Here is a 20,864-nt window from a genome sequence, read left to right as displayed (position 1 = left end):
GCGGGACGGGTGGCGCCGGGCGTCGTGGTCACCGTCCGTCGCGGGACGGGAGCGGGCGGGTGACAGACGTCGTCGTCGGTGGATTCGGCGTCGTCGCCGTCCGAGATGGTCTGCATGACCTGGTTCGCGCGCGCCCTGCCGACCTCGGTCCATCCTCGCCCGACCGACGCGTCCGCGCGCGCCCGGTGGCGCCGGGTGGTCCCGGGGCTCGTGGCCGCCGCCGTGGTCGCGCTCGGCGCCCCGACCGCGCTGGCCGCCGTGGAGGACGAGGCCCCGGCCGAGATCGGGTCGGCGCTGCGGGTCGTCACGCCCCAGGTCTACGGCGCGGCGGGCGACGGTCGCACCGACGACACCCGCGCGCTGCGCGCGGCGATCGCCGACCTGCGCGCGGGCGACGAGCTGTACCTGCCGCCCGGCTCGGCCTTCCGGCACACCGACACGCTGCGGATCACCACGGCCGGCGTCACCCTCGCCGGGCCGGGTGCCCTGGTGGCGACCGACCCGCAGCGCTCGGCGGTGATCGTCCAGGCCGACGACGTGACCGTCCGCGACGTCACCCTCCGCCTCGGCGCCACCACCTCGCGCCTCGGCACCTTCGACCACATGAAGCTCACCGTCATCCGCGCCGACGGCTTCGTCGCCGAGCGGGTCCACGTCGACGGCTCCGCCGCCGCGGGCGTGTACCTGTGGGGCGCCACGGACTTCGTGCTGCGCGACCTCGACGTGCGCGACACGAAGGCGGACGGCGTGCACGTCACCGGCCCGAGCAGCGACGGCCTGGTGGAGCGCCCCGTCGTGCAGCGGTCGGGCGACGACGGCGTCGCGGTGGTGTCGTACCTGGCCGACGGGCAGCCCGTGCGCCGGGTGCGGATCGAGTCGCCGACCGTGCTCACCACCACGTGGGGACGCGGGGTCAGCGTCGTCGGCGGCGAGGACGTCACGATCCGCAACCTGCGCGTCGACGGGTCGAACGCCGCCGCGGTCTACGTCGCCCGCGAGGGCGCGCCCTGGAACACCTTCGCGCCCGTCCGCGTCACCGTGGCCGGCGGCACCCTGACCCGCTCGAACCTCAGCACCACGGTCGACCACGGCGCCGTCCTGGTCTACGACGGCCGCACCGACGCCGGCCCGCTGCGCGAGGTCACCGTCGCCGACCTGACCATCTCGGGGACCCGCACGACGGCGAGCCGGCAGGTCGGCTTCCTGCGCGGTGCCTCGCAGGCGTCCGGCGTGACGTTCGCGCGGCTCTCCGTCGTCGGCGGACCGCGGCACCTGCTGACCGTCGACGCCCCCGCGGGCACCTGGACGGCCACCGGCTGGCTGCGCGACGGGCTCCCCGTCCTGCCCTGACCGCACACCCGTCCCCCGGACGGGCGAACGCACGGGCACCGGCCCGCCCCACCCAACCGATCGGCCCACCTCACCGAACACCCGGGGCGGACGGCACGTACTGTCGGACGCGAGGATCGGTCGACGGGAGCGGGGTAGCGGTGCCGGACGACACCACCGCACCCGCTGCTGCCCGCGCGGCGACCTCGCCTGACGACGGCGGCTCGCGCCGCTCGGCGTTCTCCGGCGGCGTCTGGAGCGCCACCTCCACCGTCGCGCCGATGGCCCTCGCCCTGGCGCTGTCGGTCGTCATCAGCCGCGAGCTCGGCCCCGAGGTGCTCGGCCAGCAGAGCCTGGTGGCCTACGTCGCGTCGCTGATGTTCTCGGTGGCGATCTACTCGTTCACCTCGGCCAGCGTCCAGCTGCTGTCGTCGGCCCGCGGCGCGCGCGACGACGCCCGCCTCGCCCACCTGTCGCGCTGGTCGTTCGCCGCGCACCTGATCGGGGGCGGCATCGCCGCGACCATCCTGCTCGTCACCGGTCTGGCCCGCACCGAGTTCCAGGTGCTGTGGTTCCTGGCGGCCGTGACGGCGCTCGTCGACTCGGTCGGCTGGGCGTACGCGAGCCGCGACATCGCCCTGCACGGCTGGCGCCGCACCGCCTCGCGCCGCCTGCTGGCCCAGTCGCTCGGCCCCGCGCTCGGGATCGTCGCCGTCTTCGTGGGCCTGGGCGTGCAGGGCGTGTTCGCCGCCCAGCTGCTGGTCGCGCTCTGCCTCACCGTCGTGCTGCGCCGCCTCGGGCGCACCGCAGACGCGCCTGCGGCCTCCGACCTGCCCGCACCGCCGTGGCGTCCCGTGCTGCGGCTGTGGTCGCTGTTCGCGCTGTCCACGATCATCATCCAGGTGGTCGAGCGGCGGCTCGAGCTGGTGTTCCTCGACCAGCTGCACGACCCCGAGACGGTCGCGATGTTCTCGGTGGCCTTCAACGTCGTCGGGCTGCCGCTGCTGCTGTCGGCGTCCCTGATCGGCGCGGCGATGCCCGCGATCGCGCGCCGCCACGCGCAGGACCCGTCCGTGGTGCTGGCCACGATGAGCCGGGCCGCCCGGGTGCTGGTCGCCGCCAACCTCGTGCTGTGCGCGGGCACCGTCACCGTCGGCCCCGGGCTGGTGGTCGCCGTCTACGGTCCCGAGTTCGCCGAGGCCGCCGGGCTGGTGCGCTACCTCGGGCTGACCCTGCTGCTCGCCCCCCTCGGCCACCTCTGCCAGGCGCTGTGGACCGGCACCGGCAACCTGCGGCCCGTGCTCGTCGCCGGTGGCACCGGCGCCGTGGTCGACATCGTGCTCGCGGCGACGCTGATCCCCGGCTTCGCGGCCGAGGGCGCTGCGGTCGCCACCATCGCCGCGCAGACCACGGTCGCCGGCATCGTGATCGGGTACACCTTCCGCCGCGGGCTGCGGCTCCAGCTGCGGCCCGGGCACCTGCTGCGGGCCGCCACGGTCGCCGTCGCCGCGGGCCTGGCGGCCACGGCCTGCGTCGCGCTCGTGGGCGGCTGGGTGGGCACGGTGCTGTCGGTGCCGGCGTTCGCCCTCGTCGCGCTGCTCGGCTCGCGGTTCGTCGGGGTCGTCGACCCCGAGGACGTCGACTGGCTCGCCACCACCCTGCCCGCGGCCGTCGAGCGCCCGGTGCGCGCCGTCACCCGCAGGCCGCGCGGACGCCGGCGGGCCGCGTGAGCCGTCCCCGCGTCCTGCTGACGCTGCCCGACGTCGCCTGGCCGCTCGACGGCGGCAAGCGTCTGCGCTGCCACGGCGTGCTGCTCGGCCTGGCGGAGGTGGCCGACGTCGACGTGGCCGTCCTGCACTCCGCCGCCGCGCCGGGCACGGTCCCGGTGCCGCCGGACGCCCGGGTGCGGCGCTGGGTCCGGCTGTCGCCGCGGCCCCGCGGACGGCTCGCGGGCGCTGCCACGTCGCTGCTGCGCGGGCTCCCCGTGCACGTCGGCGCCCAGCGGTGGGACGTCGTCCGCCGGCGCCTGGTCGAGTGGGCCGACGGGGAGTACGACCTGGTGTGGTTCGGCGGCCTCGACCACGCCCGCGCGCTGCACGGCGCCGTGACCGCCGCGCACGTCGTGGTCGACAGCGACGACGTCGAGACCGACAAGTGGCGCGCCTACCTCGCCGCCGGCAGCGGCGACCGCGTCGAGCGCGTGCAGCGACGGGTCGAGCTGCCGCTGTGGGACCGGATCCAGCGCCAGGTCGCCCGGTGGGCCGACGCCGTCGTGGTGTGCTCGGACCTCGACGTCGGCCGGTTCGGCGGGGCACGCACGCAGGTGGTGCCCAACACCTACCCCGAACCGGCTCCCCTCGTGCGCACCCCGGTCGGCGGACGCGTGCTGATGGTGGCGAGCTGGTCCACCGACCAGAACCGCGACGCGGCGCACCACGCCGTCACCGACGTGCTCCCGGTCCTGCGCGAGCTGGTCCCGGGAGCCCGCCTGCGGCTGGTCGGCCGCGGCGCCGACGCCCTCGCCGGACTCGTGGAGGGCGTCGACGGCGTCGACCTCGTCGGGCCGGTCGACGACGTCGCGCCCGAGCTGGCGGCCGCCGACGTGGTGCTGGTGCCCATGCGGTTCGGCGGTGGCACCCGGCTCAAGGTGCTCGAGGCGTGGGCGTACGGCGTCCCCGTGGTGAGCACCTCGCTCGGCTGCGAGGGCACCGGTGCGCAGGACGGCGTGCACCTGCTCGTGCGCGACGACCCGGCGGCGCTCGCCGCGGGCGTGGCCGAGGTGCTGGACGACCCGGCAGCAGCCCGTCAGCGGGCGCGCGACGGCCTCGACCTCTACCGCGACCGGTTCACCCCCCGCGCGGCGGCGCGTGCCGTCCGCGCGGTGGTCGACCCGCTGCTCGGGACGAACGGCACCCAACCGGACGCCCGCGCGCCCCGAACCCCCTGAGAACGCCGCGCCACCGCGCGGCACCGACCGGCACACCGACGTCCCGGCTGGTGACCACCGCACACGCGACCACCACGGGAGCCCTCCATCGCCATCGCCATCGCACCGCACGTCCGCGCACGGCTGCGCCACGCCGCCTGGGCCGTCTGGGTCAGCCCGGCGCTGCTCGCGCCGTTCGACCGCGTCCTGCTGCGCGGTCCGCTCGGCGACGACGACGGCCACCACGTCCTGGTCTCGCCCCCCGGCGGCGGCAACATCGGCGACCAGGCGATGGTCGAGTCCTTCCTGGAGAACACCGACGGCCGGGTGCTGGTGCTCGAGCACGCTCCCGGTGCCGTCCAGGTGCCGCCGGTGCACGCCGAGCGCACCCGGGTCCGCACCCTGCCCGCCCTGGTCTACGGCGGCGGCCCCCCGCACCTGCGCGACGTCCTCGAGCTGCGCGGCCTGCTGCGGCGCGCCAGGTCGCTCAGCGTGGTCGGCGCGGACCTGATGGACGGCGGCTACGGCGACCGCGGTGCGCGCACCCTGGCGCGGACCGCCGAGCTCGCCGCGCGCGCCGGCGTGCTCGCCCGCGTGCTCGGCGGCAGCTGGAGCCCCCACCCGCACCCGCTGGCCCGGCGTGCGGTCCGCCGCGCCTCGCGCGCCGGCGTGCGCCTGATGGTGCGCGAGCCCCGGTCGGCCGACCGCGCCGAGGCCGACGGGCTGGCCCACGTGGTGCGCGTCGCCGACACGGTCTTCAGCGCCACGCCCGTCGACCCGGGCCAGGCCGACCGCACGACCCCGGGGCTCGGGCGCTACGTCGTGGTGAACGTCAGCGGCCTCATCCACGCCCGGCGCGACCTGGTCGGGCCCTTCACCCTGCTGGTGCGGCGGCTGCGCGCGCAGGGCCTCGGCGTCGTGCTGCTCCCCCACGTCCGCCGACCCGGCGGCGACGACGTCGCGACCTGCGCGCTGGTCGCCGAGCAGTTCGCCGACGACCCGGACGTGCGGCTCGTCGACCGCATCTGCACACCCGCCGAGGTGCGCTCGCTCGTCGCCGGCGCCCACCTGGTGGTGACCGGGCGGATGCACCTGGCGGTGCTGGCGCTGTCGCGCCGCGTCCCGGCCGTGTGCCTCGCCTCGCAGGGCAAGGTCGAGGGCCTGATGGAGCTCGTGGGCACACCGCAGCTGGCCGTGCAGCCGGACGAGCACCTCGAGCGCACCCTGCTCGAGGTCACCGACGCCGCCCTCGCCCGCCGCGCGGCCCTGGTCGACACCGTCGGCGCCCGCACCGACCGCCTGCGCAGGCTGTCCCGACGGAACTTCCGCGGCCTGTGAGCCCGGCAGCGCGCAGGGCCACCGACTCAGTCGTCGGTGCCGACGACCTCGTCGCGCAGGTCGGGCACGTCGTCGCCGTCGACGGTCCACCCCTCGGTGCGGTACGTCGTGCCCTCGGTGTCGCTGACGAACGCCCTGCTGGGACCGTCACCGGCGAGCACCAGGTCCGCGAGCACGACGTCCTGGATGCCGTCGTCGCTGTCCGAGACGAGACCGACCTCGCGAGAAGCGCTCTCGCGCGTCCCCTCGATCGTCAGACCCTCCACCCGGACGTCGCGGACGACCTCGTCGTCGGTGCCGTTGAAGACCAGGACCGACCCGTGGTCGATGTCCTCGCCCTGGTTGGCGCCGGTGACGGTGCCACCCTCGACGACCACGCCCTCGACGCCGGTGGTGTCGAAGCTGCCCTCGGCGGCGACGTACACCCCCGCCGCGTAGGTGTCGCGCACGTCGACGTCGCGGTAGGTGATGTCGACACCGCCGACGACCGAGATGCCGCGGCCCCCGCTGCTGCCGTCGACGAGCGGCGAGACGACCTCGATGCGCGCGCACGGGTCGCCGTCCGGCGCGTACGAGACGACGGCGACGCCGTCGTCACCGACGTCGCGCACCTCGGGCTCCACCACGCGGCCGTCGTGCACGCCCTGGGTCAGGTGGATGCCGTCGGCCTCGGTGCCGCTCACCTGCACGCGCTCGAGCAGGAAGTCGGAGGCGCCGCCGCCGACGTAGACGCCCGCGGCCGCCGACCCCTCGACCACGACGTCGCGCAGCACCACGCCGGAGCCGCCGTCGACGCGCAGCCGCTGCTGCTCGTAGGCCTCGAACCGCCGACTGGTCTCCTCGATCCGCAGCGTGATGCCGTCCAGCGCGACGTCGTCGGCCGCGAGGGTCAGCGACGAGCGCTCCTCGTCGGTGGCCAGCAGGGTGCCGCCGCCGGTCAGCACCACGCCCGGCGTGGTGAGGGTGAGCAGGTCGTCGTGCGCGACGACGACACCCTCCGGCACGACCAGCTCGGTGCCCGGCTCCGCCTCGTCGAAGGCCGTCTGCAGCGCGTCGGTGTCGTCGGTGCGCCCGTCGCCCACGACGCCGAGGTCGCGGACGTCGACGCTGCGCTCGACCGGAGGGAGCGTCTCGTCGCGGCCGAGCGCGCGGACCAGCAGCACCCCGGCGACCACGACGAGAACCGCTGCGAGCAAGGCGATCCCGATCACGAGGCCGCGCCGCCGCTGGCGGTCGTCCCGCGGTCCGCGCACAGGGTCGGCGGCCGGTCGGGTGGTCGAGGCGTTGCTCACGTGGTCGTCCCGTCGTCGAGGTGGGCCAGGTGCGCGGTCGGCCGTGGCGGGCAGGGTGCCCGTGACCTCCCTACGATGGGGACGCAACCCGGCGCGGGCAAATCGGGGGTGCGACGTCGACGTCGCCGCGACCGCCCCGCCGGCCCCGCAGCGCCGCGGCCGACCGGCACCGCCGGACGAGCCCCGCTGCAGCACAACGACCTCTGGACGCAGCACCGCTGCGAGACCAGCCACCGAGCACGGAGGACCGGAACGACATGACCTGGACCGACGACGACGTCCGACCCGACCGCGGGCGCAGCGCCCGCGGTTCGCGGGCCCGGTGGCGGCGATCGCTGGCCACGGCCGCGGTCGGTGCCGTGGTGCTGGGCCTGCTCGGCGGGGTGCTGGCCGCGGTCCTCGACCGCGACGTCAGCGCCTCGTCCCTGGTGCTCACCTCGCCCGACCCGGCAGCGGTCGAGAACCCCGTCGACCCCAGCGCGGTCGGTGACGAGGGCGCCCGCAACGCCACCTACCTGGAGACCGAGCTGGTGTACCTCGACGGGGTCGAGCTCGCCGGCGCCACGGGCCAGGCGCTGGGCACGGCGCCGCCCGCGCTGAGCGCCGCGCGCGTGGGCGACTCGAACGTCGTCGAGATCACCGCCACCGCCGCCTCCGCGGGCGCCGCCCGCGAGCAGGCCCAGACGGCCACCGACCTGTACGTCGACGGCCGCCGGCAGCGGCTCGCCGACCGCATCACCACGCAGCTGACCGCGCTCGAGGCGCAGGTCGCGCAGACCACGGCCGAGCTCACCCAGCTCGACGCCAACGTCCTGCAGACGACGGCCCAGCAGCAGCAGTCGCAGACGCTGCGCGACCGGTACGCGGACCAGCTCGCGGTGCGCGACACGCTGCAGCGCGCCCAGGCCGACGTCGACCGCATCGCGAGCGTCGTCCAGACCGCCGCCGTGCGGCCGGGACCGGGACTGCCGCCGTGGGTCTGGGGCGGGCTGCTCGGTGCCCTCGTCGGTGCGCTCCTGGGCGCCGCCGCCCCGGTCGTGCTCCGTACCGCGGACGGCCGGCTGCGCGACGAGCACGACCTCGACGACCTCGACGTGCCGGTGCTCGTGCCGGCCGTGCCGACCGCCGGCGCGAAGGGCCGTGGGCGCGGCGGCGACGTCGGTCGCGCCGTGCAGCTGCAGGCGCTGCAGCTGCCGACCGGGCCCAGCGACGGCGGCAGCCTGGCGGTGCTCGCCGGCAGCTCGGGCGTGGGGACGAGCTTCGTCGCCGCCCAGCACGCGGTGCACGCCGCGCAGGGCGGCACGACGCTGCTGCTCTGCCCGGCGGGGGTCGGTCCGGTCGCCGCCGAGCTCGGCGCCGACGACGACGGTCCCGGCGGCAACGCGCTGGTCGTCGGCCGCGACGGGCAGGTCTCCGACGACCGGCTCGGCGAGCTGGTGCAGGGCACGGAGGTCCACGACCTGTGGGTGCTCGGACCCGGCAACACCGAGCCCGGCCGGCGGGTCCCCGACGCCACCCTCGTGGCCGTCGTCCGGGCAGCGGCCCGGCTGGGCTGGCGCGTGGTGGTCGACACCCCGCCGCTCGACACCAGCGACACCGGCGTGCGCGTCGCGCGGGTCTGCGACCGCTCCGTCCTGGTCGTGGCCGGTGGCCGCACGGCGGTCGACGACGTCGGCGCGACCCTGGAGGTGCTGCGTTCCGCAGGAGCCACCCCTTCGGCGGTGCTCGTCAACCAGCTGCCGCGCAAGGCGTCCGGTGCGCGAGGCCGACGTGGCTGACGGCGGCCCCGCGCTGTCGCTGGTGGTCAGCACCATCGGGCGCCCCGCCGACCTCGCCCGGCTGCTGCGCTCGGTGGAGCGGTCGACCGTGGCCGGCCGCGTGCAGCTGGTCGTGTGCGACCAGAGCCAGGACCAGTCGTGCGCGCGGGTGCTGCGCGAGAGCGGCACCTCGGTCGCGTGGGAGGCCACGACCTCGGGTCGGGGTGCGAGCCGCGGCCGCAACGCGGGGCTGCGGCTCGCCACCGCGCCCGTCGTCGCGTTCCCCGACGACAACTGCTGGTTCCCGCCGACGACGCTCGAGCAGGCGCTCGCCGCGTTCGACGCGGACCCCTCGCTCGCGGGGGTGAGCGGGCAGCAGCAGACCGAGGACGGCCGGCCGTCGATGCTGCGCTGGCTCGCCACCCCGCAGCCGGTCACGCGGACGAACTTCATGCGCACCTCGATCATGAGCACGATGGTGTTCCGCCGGGCGGTCCTCGACGAGGTCGGTTGGTTCGACGAGGGTCTCGGTGTGGGATCCGACGGCTGGCTCGGTGCCGGTGAGGAGTCGGACCTGCTGCTGCGGGTGCTCGACGCGGGGGGTCGGGTCGACTACGACCCGACGCTGGTGGTGCTGCAGGAGGAGCCCCGCGACGAGGCCGACGCCGGCTTCGAGCGCAAGATGCTGCGGTACGGCTGCGGCAACGGCCACCTGTGGCGCCGCCACGGCCTCAGCCGCGCCCAGCTGGCCTGGTACAGCGCCCGCAAGGTCGTCGGCAGCGTCGTCCGCGCGGCCCGCGGGCAGCGTCACCTCGCCCGCGCCGACGTCGCCTACCTGCGGGGCACCTGGGCCGGCTGGACGGGCCGACCGCCCCGCGAGCTCGCCGCCCGGGTCGGCCCGTGACGACCACGTCGCCGCGCGCCCGGAGCCTGTGGTGGGTGTCGCCCGCGGGCGCCCTGCTGCTGCTGGTGCCGGGCACGCTGCTGCTGACCTTCTACCTCGACGACGCCGACTTCCGGCTGTTCTACCGAGCGACCAAGTCGGTGCCGGGCGACCACCTGCTGCTGCTGGCGGCCGCCGTGGCGCTGCTCGGCGCCGTGGCCACCTTCGTCGCCCGGGTCCCGCGCCGGCGTCCCGGGAACGCGCTGCTGCCAGGGGGTCTCGCGGTCCCGCGCACCCTGCGCCGCTCGGCCGAGGTGCTGTTCTGGCTGACCATGGCGGGCTACGTGGCGTTCGCCGCCACGGGCGCCTCGCGCGGGGTGACCCTGTCGCAGGTGCTGCAGCTCCTGGTCAGCCAGAACGCCTACGAGGGCAACCTCAAGGACGAGTTCGCCGGCGTCGCCGGCATCACCACCCTGACCCAGTGCGGCATCGCCTTCGTCGTCGTGGCCACCTACGTGCTGCTGCGGGTCCGCGACCGGCGGCTGCTGCTGCAGCTCGGTGTCGTCCTGCTGCTCAGCCTGGTGCGCTCGTTCGTCAACAGCGAGCGGCTCGCCCTGATCGAGGTGGCCGTCCCGCTCGTCGCGGTCGTCGCGATGGCCGCGCGGCACAGCGCCGTGCCCGCCCGACGGCTGGCCGCCCGTGCGGCACCCGTCGTCCTGGCACCCCTGCTGCTCGCGCTGTTCGCCCTGTTCGAGTACTCGCGCAGCTGGACCTTCTTCTCGACCCGCACCGACCAGCCGTTCCCGGTGTTCGCCGCCGTGCGGCTGGCCGGCTACTACGCCACCTCGTACAACAACGGGTACCTCCAGCTCGAGCACGCCACCTACCCCGGCCGCCTGCCGCGGGAGTCGGTGTCGTTCTTCTGGGAGGCGCCGTTCGTCTCCCAGCTCGGTCTGTACGACCTGCTCGGCACCCCGCCGCCGACCACCAGCCAGGACGTGCTCGAGCGGTACGCCAACCCCGAGTTCAACAACCTCGGCGGCATCACCGCGCCCATGGTCGACTTCGGGGTGATCGGCGGCCTGGTGTACCTGGCGCTGCTCGGCGCCGTGATCGGCCTGCTGTACCGGGGCTTCCGCGAGGGCACCGTGCTCGGCGCCCTGCTCTACCCGGTGGCGCTCACGGGCCTGCTCGAGCTGCCCCGCTACCTCTACCTGGCACAGGGGCGCGTGGTGCCCGCCGTCCTGAGCCTCGCCGTCGTCGGCGTGCTGCTGCTGCGCGAACGGCGGACGGACCCGCCCCGGCCGCGTCCGTCGGAACCCCGCCCCACCGTCGCGGCAGGAGCGCCCTCGTGACCCGCACCCGCTGGCTGCTGATGGCCGGGCACGTCCCCGCCGACGGTGTCGGCGGCGGCATCGTGCGCTACACCGTCGAGCTGGCGCGCGCGCTCGCCCGGCGCGACGACGTCGACCTGCACCTGCTGACCACCAGGGCGGCGTCCGCCCTGCCCGAGGTGGTGGGTGGTGGCCGCGCCGTCACCGTGCCGCCGGTGCCGGGGCCCGCGGTGCCCGTGTTCGAGCGCACCGGGCTCGGTCCGTGGCTCGGCGGGCGCTACGACGTCGTGCACGGCGTCAAGCACCTGGTGCCGCGGCTCGTGCGCGCCCGGACGGTGCTCACGGTGCACGACATGCTCGCCCTCGACCGCGCAGCCGACTTCGGCCGGGCCAAGCGGCTGCTGCTGCGCGAGCCGTACCTCGCCTCGCTGCGCTCGGCGGACCGGCTGGTCTGCGTGTCGGCCGCCACCCGCGAGCGGGTGCGGCACTGGCTGCCCGACGACGGGGCGCGGTCGTCCGTGGTGCCCCTCGCCACCAGTCCCCGGCTGCTCGGATCGACGCCCGACCCGGTGCCGCAGGTCGACGGTCGACCGTTCGCGGTGGTCGTCGGCGACCCGTCGCCGCGCAAGAACCTCCCCGTGGTCGTCGAGGCGTTCCACCGCGTCGTGCAGCGGCGACCGGACGCGCGGCTGGTGCTGGTCGGTCCGCCCGCCTGGGGCGACGCCAGCTACGGCCCGCGCCAGCGCGAGCTCGTGGCGTCGGGGCACCTGGTGCAGCTCACGGGTGTCGGCGACGGCACGCTGCGGTGGCTGTACGAGCACTGCGCCGTGGCGCTGTCGCCCTCGCTCGCAGAGGGTTTCGGCCTCCCGGCCGCCGAGGCGCTCGACCTGGGCGCACCGCTCGTCACGTCCCGGGACCCCGCCCTCGTCGAGGTCAGCGGCGAGCGCGCCCCGCACCTTCCGGCGGACGACGTGGACGCCTGGGCCGATGCGGTGCTGCACCACCTGGACGCGCCGCCGGCCCCCCGCCGGCGGCCGACGGCCACCCGCAGCTGGGACGACGTGGCCGAGGAGACGGTGCGCGCGGCGCTGTCCTGACGACGGTCAGGCGGCGAGCGTGCGCTCGACGACCGCAGCCATCCGGTCACGGAAGACGCTGCGGGAGAACGACTCTGCGTTCGCGCGGGCGGCGGCGGGGTCGAACCGGTCGGCCGGCACGTCGGTCAGCGCACCCGCCCACCGCTCGACCTCCTCGGTGCCGCGGCGTGCCTGCGGCACCAGCACGCCCGTCTCACCAGGGCGCACCGAGTCGCGGGCGCCGCCGGCGTCGACCGCCACGACGGGTGCGCCGCAGGCCTGCGCCTCGACCGGCACGATGCCGAAGTCCTCGACGCCGGGCATCAGCAGCGCCCGGCACCGGCGGTAGAGCGAGCGGAGCTCGTCGTCGTCGACGCGCCCGAGGAAGACCGTGCCCGGTGCCGCCAGCGCCTCGACCTCGGCCCGCGCCCGACCGTCACCCGCGACGACCAGGGGCACACCGGCGCGCGCCGCGGCGCGGACGGCCAGGTCCGGGCGCTTGTACGGCACCAGCCGTCCGGCCAGCAGGAAGAAGTCCTCGCGCTCGACGCGGTCGTCGCGCGAGTAGTACGCGGTGTCGACCGGCGGGTGCACGACCTCCGCCTCACGGCCCCACCACCGCCGGACGCGGTCCGCGACGGCTGTCGAGTTGGCCACGACCGTGTGCAGGCGCGCCGCGGCCGAGCGGTCGTGCCGCCGGAACGCCGCGGCGAACGCACCCAGGCCGAGCTCCCCGACCCGTCCGCCGACCTCGCCGCGACGCATCTGCGGGTCCCAGACCCAGCGCGCGGGCGAGTGCACGTAGGCCACGACGGGCGCGTCGGTCGCGTGCACCACCTGCGAGGCGAACGCGTGGTGGCTGGCGATCACGACGTCGGCCTCGGGCACACGGAGGCGGCGCACGGCGATCGGCAACGCCGGGAGCAGGTGCGCGTACCCGCTGCCGCGCAGCAGCCCGCTGAGCCGCGTCGACCGCACCCTGGACTCCAGGTCGGCCGGCATGACCCCGGGCCGGGCCACGGGCGCGAGCAGCGGAGCGTCCGGCCACCGTCGGGCGAGCTGCTCGACGACGGCCTCGGAGCCGGCGAACTCGGTGAAGCGCTCGTGCACGACGACGGCGCGCGGACCCTCGGCGGACGGGGCGGCGCTCACGACCCGGTCTGCTTCACGACCGCGGCGACGGTGCGCAGGACGACCTTGGCGTCGAGCCAGAGCGACCAGTTCTCGATGTAGTAGTTGTCGATGCGGGCCCGGTCGGCGATCGAGGTGTCACCACGGAGCCCGTGCACGGCGGCGAGCCCCGTCAGGCCCGCCGGGACGCGGTGGCGACCGGTGTACCGCGGCACGCTCGCCGAGAACTCGCGCACGAAGTGCGGGCGCTCCGGCCGAGGTCCGACCAGGCTCATGTCGCCACGCACCACGTTGAGCAGCTGCGGCAGCTCGTCGAGCGAGGTGGCGCGGATCAGCCGCCCCACGGCGCTCATCCGGTCGTCGTTGCTGACGTTCCAGCGCGTGGCCGACTCGGACTCGTCGGCGGGCCGCAGGGACCGGAACTTCATCATCGTGAACGGGCGGCCGTCCAGGCCCACCCGCTCCTGCCGGAAGATGATCCCGGGTCCGCCGTCGAGCCGGACCGCGAGCGCGACGGCGGCGAGGACCGGGGAGACCACGAGCAGCGCGAACGACGCGACGGTGACGTCGAGGAGCCGCTTGACCCGCCACGCGACGGTGCGGAAGGCGGCGCGCCGCACGCGCATCAGCGGGACGCCCCACGCCTCGTCCATGTCGGCGTGCACGCTCTGCACCTCGAACAGCCGCGGCACGAAGAAGAACTCGCAGTCCAGACGGTCGCAGGTGCGCAGCACGTCGACCAGCTCGGACTCGGGCTGGCGGCTGAACGCGACGACCACGACGTCGACGTCCTCGCGCAGGACGGTGTCGGCGAGGTGCTCGACGCCGCCGAGCCACGGCACGTCGAGCTCGTCCGCCGCAGCGGGCTCGTCCGCGTCCAGGACGCCCACCGGCTCGAGCCCGAGCTCGGTGCGCTCCTGGAAGCGCTGCACGAGCTGGCGGCCGACCACGCCGCCGCCGACCACCAGGGTGCGGTGCACGACGACGCGGCGGCGACGGGCGAAGCGGATGACCGCGACCGACAGCGACCGCAGCGCGAGCACGCACGCGCCCAGGACTGCGGTGCGCAGCAGCACCGTCGACAGCGAGGCGGTGGTGGACGCGAGGACGACGACCGCGTGCACTAGGCCGGCACCCAGGGCACCGAGCACCGCCACCGGCACCTGGTCGAGGGCCGACAGCGTGAGCCGCGCGCGGTAGCCGTGCGCCGCGGCGACCGTGAGCAGCAGCGGCAGCAGCAGTGCGGACGCCGCCCAGAAGGTCGTCGGGACGAGCGCCACCGTCAGCCCCCAGGCGACCACGTCGGCCGCCAGCAGGGCGCGCGGCGCGGTGGTGACGGTGGCGACGAGGCCGCGTTCGCGGGTGACCTGCGGCTCGGTCGCGTCGACCGGGCGGGCGTCGTCGCGCACGACCGACAGCGGGCGCTCGGGGGTGGTGCCGACGCCGGTCCCGTCGCGGACGTCGACCACGTCGTGGTCGGTGGCGTGGCGGGTCGAGCGGGTGGGTGCGTGCTGCGTGAGCTTGTGCACAGCGTCCTTCCGGGTGGGCATCGGCGGCCGCGCGTCGCTGGACGGCACTGTCGAGGTGGTGTGTCCACCTCGTCGTGGCTCTGGTCGGGGTTCGGCGCGGCGGTGCGTCCGGATGGGACGGGAAGGTCCCGGATCGTTCCTGTCAGGCGGGGACGGCGAACACGACGACGTTGTCGCGGTAGTGGCCGGCGGCGGCGTCGAAGTCGCCCCCGCAGGTGATCAGGCGCAGCGCCGGCTCGGGCACCGGCCCGTACACGGCGTCGCTCGGGAACTGGTCCTTGGGCACCTGCTCGAGCCGGTCGACCCGGAACCGGACGGTGCTGCCGTCGGCCCGGTCGACCTCGATCACGTCGCCGGGCTGCATCTGGTCGACCTGCGCGAACACCGCTGGGCCGGAACGGGAGTCGACGTGTCCCAGGATGACGGCCGGGCCACGCTCCCCCGGCCTCGGACCCTCGGTGAACCAGCCCGCGACGTCGTAGTCCGACGGCACCTCGACGGTGCCGTCGGCGGCGACGCCGAGGTCGACGAGCGCGGAGGTGATGCCGAGGGACGGCACGCGCACCGCGGTCGGCTCGGCCACCTCCGCCTGCTCGACCGCCTCGGGTGCACCCTCGGGCAGCGGCGCCGACCCGAACGCCTCGAGGGCGCTGCCCGGTGCGGGAGCGGACGCCGGCGGCGAGGTCGGCGTCGCGGCGACGGACGTCGGCTCCGAGGCACCGCAGCCGGCCACCGCGAGCACCGCGGAGGTCACCAGCGTCGTCACGACCGCGCAGCCGGCTCGGGACCGACGGTTCACGCGCGCACGGGTGCGGCGACCCGTCGCCGCAGCACCGAGGTGGTCAGGACCAGCAGCCCGAGGGCGCCGGCCAGCGTCCCGACGGTGCCGCGAGGCACGGCGGTGGTCGCAGCCGTGCCACCGCCACCGGTGGCGGCACCGCCGACCGGCACCGTGCCGCTGCCGTCCGCGTCCTCCACGGGCGACACGACCAGGCCGGCCTCGCTGTCGAGCACGAGCAGGGTGTAGACGCCGCCGCCGGCGAGGTCGAGCTGCGAGGTGGTGGCAGCGCCGCCGGACGCGGCCGAGGTGCTGAGGGTCCACGACCCGGCCGGGACGGTGGAGTAGCCGGTCGCGCGCCCGAACGCCGCGCCGTCGGCGACCGCGGGACCGCCCTGCGCCTGGATGTCGACCGCCGGTGCCGACTGCGCCGCCGGCAGCACCCGCACCCGGGCGGCACCCGCCTCGGGCGGCGTCAGGTCGTCGGTGAGCGTGGTGACCGTCGGCTCCTCCTTGGTGCCGAGGCCGGCGACGGTGTAGGCCTGGCCGGCGGTCACGTCGACGGTGCCGGTGAGCACGGGGTCGGCGTCGCGCGGGCTGCTGGCGGGCCACACGCCCACCGCGTAGCGGCCCTGCGGCACCTGCTGGTAGCCGGCGACGTCGCCGTAGGAGGCGGTCGGCGCCAGCACGATCGCGTCGCCGAGGCTGGGCACGGCCCCGCTCGTCACGGGCGACAGGGCGAGGGTCATCGTGCCCAGGCCGGGGACGAGGTGCGCACCGCGCACCCAGCCCGTGGGCTGGGACTGGGCGCCGGCCGGGGCGATCGCCAGCGACGACAGGAGCAGCGCGGCCGTCGCGGTGAGCAGGGCGAGCGCGCTCGTCCTGCGGGTCTTCCGGGTCGTGGGCACAGCAGATACCTCCGGCATCGATGTCGGCCGCGACCGGCACGACCGCCGTCGGCGGTCGCGCTGTCCGGTCACGTGGGCTCGGCGCCGCGACGTCGCGGCTGCGCGAGGCGTCCACCCCGACGCCGTCGCCCCCATCCGAACACCTGGACGGGACGAGCGCGAGCCCGTGGTGCGCACCCGACGTCACGTCACCCGATCAGCCCACCTCGTGATGAACGCGGACCGAACAGGAGGCACACGACAGGTGCCCGTACCTCTCGCATTCGGAGCACCTCGACCTGCGGATGGGTACGTTCCGTCACGACCGGCCGCACCCCGCTGTCAGGCCGGCGGCAGGTCCGCGCGCATGACCTCGGCGCCGTCACCGTCCAGCACGAGGACGGCGGCCACGTCGGCGCGCAGGGGCGCCGCGTTGAAGCGGCACACCATCAGGGTGTCGGCGACGGACAGGAACGACCCCGCGCCGGTGCGCGCGCCGTCGGGGGCGGCGAGCTCGACCTCGAACACCTCGCCGGCCGGCAGGCCCGCGACGTCGAGCAGGACCTCGGTGCCCCAGGTGTGGTTGACGAGCCTGGCGTCCGCGCGGACGCCGTCGGGCACGCCGGTCAGCGCGACCGCCTCGGTCGGCACGTCTCCCCCACCGAGGGCGTCACGACCCAGCACGCCGGCACCCGCACCGACCACGACACCGACGGAGGCCGCCAGGCCCCCGACGAGCAGGCTGCGCCGGCCGCGGCGGCGCTCGTCGAGCGACGACGGACGGTCGCGCGTCGCCTCGTCCGCCGTCGCGGCAGAACGACGCTCACGCAGCTGCTCCGCCTCCCGCCGGAGGGCGTCGACCCGGTCGGCCGGCGGTCGGCGGTCCGGGTCGTACCCGAGTGCGTCTCCCACGCGCCGCAGCCCCTCGTCCTCGTCCCAGCGGTCGGTCGGGCTCATCGCAGCAGCCCCTCGTACTCGACCCGCAGCCGCGCCAGCGCCCGCGACTGCGCCATCCGCACCGCGCCGGCGCGCCGACCCGTGACCTCGCCGACCGCCTGCGCGTCGAGACCCACGACGACGCGGAGCTCGAGCACCTCGCGGTCCTCCTCGGTCAGGCGCTCGAACGCGGTGCGCACCAACCGCTGCTCCTCGTCCCCGACGAGCCGGACGAGCGGGTCGTCGTGGCCGGGCTGCTGGTCGCGCTCCTGCGCGAGCGCCACGGCCTGCGGGTCCGTGGCGCGGGTGCGCGCGCCCTCCCGGTAGGTCTCGAGCACCACGTTGCGCGTGATGCCGAACAGCCAGCCCTCCAGACCCGCTCCGGTCCAGGTGAACCCGTCGATCCGGCGCATCGCGCGGGTCATCGCCTCGCTCACCGCGTCCTCCGCCTGCTCGTCGGTGCTCAGCCGTCGTCGCGCGTACGCGAACAACCGAGGGTAGACGCGCCGGTAGAGCGCCTCCCACGCGTCCGGGTCGGCCCGACGGGCGCGGTCGACCAGCGCGCGCAGCTGCTGCTCGGGCTCGGTCGCGGACCCGCCGTCCGCGCTCACGCCTCGATCACCACCGGGGTGCCGAGCGGCAGGCCGATCTCCTCCACGAGCCGCACGATCACCTCGTTCGACAGCCGCAGGCAGCCGTGGCTGACGTCGGTGCCCACCAGCTCGGGCGCGTCGGTGCCGTGGATCCCGATGACGCCCTCTCCCCCGGCGAAGCTGGTGAGGACGTTGGAGAAGCCGGACAGGCCGTACGCGTACGGGCCGTACGGACCGTCGGGCGACGGCGGCTGCAACAGCTCCTTGAGGTAGTAGCGGCCGCCGGGGGTGGGGGTGTCGGACGTCCCGACCCCCACCGGCGTCCGCAGCACCTCGGTGCGCCCGTCGCGCACGGTCAGCTCGTGGGCGGTCAGGTCGACGGTCACCGAGAACGGGTTGCTCGCGAGCGCGACGTCGGCGGCACGGATCCAGCCCGTGGACCCGTTGGGCCGCACCGGGAGCTGGACCTGCAGCCAGTCGTCCTGCTGCGCGTCGACCACGAAGACCAGCTGGCCGGACGTCTCCCGCGTCCGGTCGAGCACCCGGTCCGGGGCGACGGCGGCGTCCGGGCCGGTACGCACCTCGACCAGGTCGACCACCGCCGTCGCGACGACGGTGGACGGCTCCGCGGGGGTCGGCACCGAGCGGTCGGGTGCCGGCGTGCTGGGCGCCGCCTCCTGCACCGGGGCCGGGTCGTCGGCGCACCCGGCGCCGAGCACGACGACGAGCGCCACGGCGACGACGACGGCGGCGCGGGGCATGCCCGGACCCTAGCCGCGCCGTCGTCGCGCGGCCCCGTGCCCGGCGCGTGAGGAAGTCGTCGGTGACACCGGGCCCGTCGCCGTCATGCAGACGTACGAGCCCCGCGACCACGCGGGCCGGCGCCACCGACGAGGGAGCAGCATGCCCGCACCGAGGACGACCGCAGGACCGACGCCAGGCAGGCCCCGCTCCCGCGCACGGACGGCGGCGGGCACCGCGGCCGTCGCGGTGCTCGTCGGTGGCGCCCTCGCCTGGGCCTCGCCCGCGCAGGCCGCCACGTTCGCGGTGGGTTCGCCGCTCGACAGCGTCGACGTCGCCCCGGGCGACGGCAGCTGCGCCGACGCCGCCGGGCTCTGCACGCTGCGGGCCGCGGTCATGGAGGCCAACGCGCTCGGTGGCGCGCACAGCATCGAGCTGCCGGCCGCACCCGTCCTGCTGACGCTCGACGGACCGGACGAGGACGGCGGCGCCACCGGCGACGTCGACGTCACCGCGGCGATCACCTTCGTGGGTGGCGGCTCGGTGGTCGCGGACGCGTTGGACGACAGGGCGTTCCACGTCCTGGCCGGCGGATCGCTGACGGCCACCGACCTCGACGTCTCGGGCGGCACGGCCGGCGGCGCCCCGAGCGCCACCGGCGGTGCCAGCGGCGGCGCCTTCCTCGTCGCGGGCACGCTCGACCTCACCGGCGGCGAGCTGTCGGGCAACGAGGCCGCCCGCGCCGGCGGCGCCATCGAGGGCACGCCGGGCAGCTCCACGCTGCTCGACGGCGTGACCCTGAGCGGCAACGCGACCGGGCCGGCGCCCGGCAACGGCGGCGCCCTGCACGTCACCGGCAACGGGTCGGCGACGCTGACGGGCCTCACGGTCACCGGCAACACCGCGGCCGCCGAGGGCGGCGGCCTGTGGAACGGCACCGGCACGATGACGGTCACCGACAGCACGGTCGACGGCAACACCGCCGGCGGCGCGCTGGCCGACGACGGGGGCGGCGGCCTGTTCAACAACGGCGGCACCCTCGTGGTCGACGGCGGTTCGGTCACCGACAACGTCGCGTCCGGCGCAGCAGGGTCCGGCGGCGGCCTGTTCGCCAACGGCGGCACCCTCGAGGTGACCGGCACCGAGATCAGCGGCAACGACGCCGTCCGCGCGGGCGGCGGCGTGGAGGCGCTCGGCGTGGCCGGGGCCCCGGTGACCGTGCGGCTCGACCAGGTCGACCTGTCCGGCAACTCCACCGGCGCGGCGCCGGGCAACGGCGGCGGCCTGCACCTCACCGGTCCCGGCACCGTCGAGGTCACCGGCAGCGACGTCACCGGCAACACCGCCGCCCTCGAGGGCGGCGGGCTGTGGAACTCCGCCGGCGGCACCATGACCGTCACCGACACCCTCGTCGAGGCCAACACCGCGAGCGGCGCGGCGGCCGACAACGGCGGCGGCGGGCTGTTCAACGACGGCGGCCGCCTCGTCGTCACCGGCAGCGAGGTCACCGGCAACGCGGCCGACGGCGCCGCCGGCTCCGGCGGCGGAGTCCTGAGCCTGGGCACGCTGGAGGTCCGCGGCACCCTGGTGGCCGACAACGCGGCCGAGCGGGCGGGCGGCGGCATCGAGGCCGCACCGCTGCCCGGCGTCGCGGGCGCGACCAGCACCACCACGGTCACCGGCAGCGTGCTGGCCGGCAACGACGCCGGCACCGCGCCCGGCAACGGCGGCGGCCTGCACCTCACCGGCGCGGGCACGGTCGACGTCGCCACGTCGACGGTCACCGGCAACACGGCCGTCCAGGGTGGCGGCCTGTGGAGCTCGGCCGCGGGGACGACGACCGTCACCGCCTCGACCGTGGACGACAACACCGCGGCGAACCAGGGCGGCGGCCTCTACGACGACGGCGGCACCCTGACCGCGACGAACGTGACGATCGACGGCAACACCGCCGCCACCGGTGGCGGCGCCTTCGGTGACGCGGACGGCACCCTCTCGCTCGTGCACGCCACGGTCACGCGCAACAGCACCGGCGTCGACGGCACCGTCTCGCTGCGGAACTCGGTCGTCGCCGAGAACGTCGGGACCGACTGCGTCGCAGGCGGTGTCACGTCGGCAGGGGGCAACGTGCTCGGGGACGGCTGCGCCGGGGGCGCGGCCGGCGACCGCACCGGCGTCACCGACGCCGGCCTCGGCGACCTGGCCGACAACGGCGGCAGCACGCTGACGCGGCTCCCCGCCGCCGGCAGCCCCGTGGTCGACGTCGCGGCGACGACCCCGGCCGTCGCCACCGACCAGCGCGGCGCCGCCCGTCCCGCGGACGGCGACCGCGAC

General features: G+C 76.2%; 17 protein-coding genes. 9 read left to right on the top strand and 8 right to left on the bottom strand.

Annotated elements, in window-relative coordinates; translation table 11 throughout:
- The first annotated feature begins 114 nt into the window (after window positions 1–114).
- The 4 genes from ACYVKY_RS03680 (at window position 115) to ACYVKY_RS03665 (ending at window position 5,593) form a co-directional block, all read left to right on the top strand.
- Window positions 115–1,350 carry a glycosyl hydrolase family 28-related protein gene (locus tag ACYVKY_RS03680; protein ID WP_460433641.1) on the top strand — a complete coding sequence of 412 codons (1,236 nt, stop codon included), beginning with the start codon at window positions 115–117 and terminating at the stop codon, window positions 1,348–1,350.
- 140 nt (window positions 1,351–1,490) lie between these two features.
- Window positions 1,491–3,059, top strand: coding sequence for a lipopolysaccharide biosynthesis protein (locus tag ACYVKY_RS03675; RefSeq protein ID WP_460433640.1), 1,569 nt, complete (start codon window positions 1,491–1,493; stop codon window positions 3,057–3,059).
- Window positions 3,056–4,276, top strand: coding sequence for a glycosyltransferase family 4 protein (locus tag ACYVKY_RS03670; RefSeq protein WP_460433639.1), 1,221 nt, complete (start codon window positions 3,056–3,058; stop codon window positions 4,274–4,276). The genes ACYVKY_RS03675 and ACYVKY_RS03670 overlap by 4 nt, the downstream gene beginning before the upstream one ends.
- Window positions 4,277–4,546: 270 nt before the next feature.
- Window positions 4,547–5,593: a polysaccharide pyruvyl transferase family protein gene (locus tag ACYVKY_RS03665; protein WP_460433638.1), complete on the top strand. Its 1,047-nt coding sequence runs from the start codon at window positions 4,547–4,549 to the stop codon at window positions 5,591–5,593.
- A gap of 26 nt (window positions 5,594–5,619) precedes the next feature.
- Here ACYVKY_RS03665 and ACYVKY_RS03660 read toward each other — a convergent pair whose 3' ends face one another.
- Window positions 5,620–6,885: a right-handed parallel beta-helix repeat-containing protein gene (locus tag ACYVKY_RS03660; protein ID WP_460433637.1), complete on the bottom strand. Its 1,266-nt coding sequence runs from the start codon at window positions 6,883–6,885 to the stop codon at window positions 5,620–5,622.
- A 257-nt stretch (window positions 6,886–7,142) separates the two neighbouring features.
- On the opposite strand from ACYVKY_RS03660, the gene ACYVKY_RS03655 reads away from it, so the two are divergent.
- The 4 genes from ACYVKY_RS03655 to ACYVKY_RS03640 are packed head-to-tail and all read left to right on the top strand — an operon-like array spanning window position 7,143 to window position 11,956.
- Window positions 7,143–8,663: a P-loop NTPase family protein gene (locus ACYVKY_RS03655; protein ID WP_460433636.1), complete on the top strand. Its 1,521-nt coding sequence runs from the start codon at window positions 7,143–7,145 to the stop codon at window positions 8,661–8,663.
- Complete coding sequence (locus ACYVKY_RS03650; RefSeq protein WP_460433635.1) at window positions 8,656–9,546, top strand: glycosyltransferase family 2 protein; 891 nt, start codon at window positions 8,656–8,658, stop codon at window positions 9,544–9,546. Before ACYVKY_RS03655 ends, ACYVKY_RS03650 begins: the two co-directional genes overlap by 8 nt.
- Complete coding sequence (locus ACYVKY_RS03645; RefSeq protein WP_460433634.1) at window positions 9,543–10,880, top strand: oligosaccharide repeat unit polymerase; 1,338 nt, start codon at window positions 9,543–9,545, stop codon at window positions 10,878–10,880. Before ACYVKY_RS03650 ends, ACYVKY_RS03645 begins: the two co-directional genes overlap by 4 nt.
- Window positions 10,877–11,956, top strand: a complete 1,080-nt coding sequence (locus tag ACYVKY_RS03640; protein ID WP_460433633.1) for a glycosyltransferase family 4 protein — start codon at window positions 10,877–10,879, stop codon at window positions 11,954–11,956. The genes ACYVKY_RS03645 and ACYVKY_RS03640 overlap by 4 nt, the downstream gene beginning before the upstream one ends.
- Before the next feature lie 6 nt (window positions 11,957–11,962).
- Here the strand turns inward: ACYVKY_RS03640 and ACYVKY_RS03635 are convergent, their stop codons facing one another.
- From ACYVKY_RS03635 to ACYVKY_RS03605, 7 genes are all read right to left on the bottom strand, one after another.
- Entirely contained in the window at window positions 11,963–13,087 is a 1,125-nt protein-coding gene (locus tag ACYVKY_RS03635) for a glycosyltransferase family protein (protein ID WP_460433632.1), read from the bottom strand.
- Window positions 13,084–14,616, bottom strand: coding sequence for a sugar transferase (locus ACYVKY_RS03630; RefSeq protein WP_460433631.1), 1,533 nt, complete (start codon window positions 14,614–14,616; stop codon window positions 13,084–13,086). The genes ACYVKY_RS03635 and ACYVKY_RS03630 overlap by 4 nt, the downstream gene beginning before the upstream one ends.
- A gap of 121 nt (window positions 14,617–14,737) precedes the next feature.
- Window positions 14,738–15,361 carry a class F sortase gene (locus ACYVKY_RS03625; protein ID WP_460433630.1) on the bottom strand — a complete coding sequence of 208 codons (624 nt, stop codon included), beginning with the start codon at window positions 15,359–15,361 and terminating at the stop codon, window positions 14,738–14,740.
- A 29-nt stretch (window positions 15,362–15,390) separates the two neighbouring features.
- Window positions 15,391–16,281: a DUF4397 domain-containing protein gene (locus ACYVKY_RS03620; RefSeq protein ID WP_460433629.1), complete on the bottom strand. Its 891-nt coding sequence runs from the start codon at window positions 16,279–16,281 to the stop codon at window positions 15,391–15,393.
- A 321-nt stretch (window positions 16,282–16,602) separates the two neighbouring features.
- Window positions 16,603–17,217 carry a hypothetical protein gene (locus ACYVKY_RS03615; protein WP_460433628.1) on the bottom strand — a complete coding sequence of 205 codons (615 nt, stop codon included), beginning with the start codon at window positions 17,215–17,217 and terminating at the stop codon, window positions 16,603–16,605.
- Complete coding sequence (locus ACYVKY_RS03610) at window positions 17,214–17,807, bottom strand: RNA polymerase sigma factor (RefSeq protein WP_460433627.1); 594 nt, start codon at window positions 17,805–17,807, stop codon at window positions 17,214–17,216. The genes ACYVKY_RS03615 and ACYVKY_RS03610 overlap by 4 nt, the downstream gene beginning before the upstream one ends.
- Window positions 17,804–18,550 carry a L,D-transpeptidase family protein gene (locus ACYVKY_RS03605; protein ID WP_460433626.1) on the bottom strand — a complete coding sequence of 249 codons (747 nt, stop codon included), beginning with the start codon at window positions 18,548–18,550 and terminating at the stop codon, window positions 17,804–17,806. The genes ACYVKY_RS03610 and ACYVKY_RS03605 overlap by 4 nt, the downstream gene beginning before the upstream one ends.
- A 142-nt stretch (window positions 18,551–18,692) precedes the next feature.
- Between ACYVKY_RS03605 and ACYVKY_RS03600 the strand changes: the two genes are divergently transcribed.
- Window positions 18,693–20,864 (top strand): beta strand repeat-containing protein (locus ACYVKY_RS03600; RefSeq protein WP_460433625.1); only part of this gene is annotated, 2,172 nt, incomplete at its 3' end.

This window comes from Angustibacter speluncae (assembly GCF_054777815.1).
This window is presented reverse-complemented; position numbering and strand designations above follow the sequence as displayed.

Excerpts from the sequence above, each read along its gene's own strand:
- ACYVKY_RS03680 (WP_460433641.1), top strand. The coding sequence starts at position 115 with ATGACCTGGTTCGCGCGCGCCCTGCCGACCTCGGTCCATCCTCGCCCG.
- ACYVKY_RS03665 (WP_460433638.1), top strand. The coding sequence starts at position 4,547 with ATGGTCGAGTCCTTCCTGGAGAACACCGACGGCCGGGTGCTGGTGCTC.
- ACYVKY_RS03655 (WP_460433636.1), top strand. The coding sequence starts at position 7,143 with ATGACCTGGACCGACGACGACGTCCGACCCGACCGCGGGCGCAGCGCC.
- ACYVKY_RS03630 (WP_460433631.1), bottom strand. The coding sequence starts at position 14,616 with ATGCCCACCCGGAAGGACGCTGTGCACAAGCTCACGCAGCACGCACCC.
- ACYVKY_RS03615 (WP_460433628.1), bottom strand. The coding sequence starts at position 17,217 with ATGAGCCCGACCGACCGCTGGGACGAGGACGAGGGGCTGCGGCGCGTG.
- ACYVKY_RS03605 (WP_460433626.1), bottom strand. The coding sequence starts at position 18,550 with ATGCCCCGCGCCGCCGTCGTCGTCGCCGTGGCGCTCGTCGTCGTGCTC.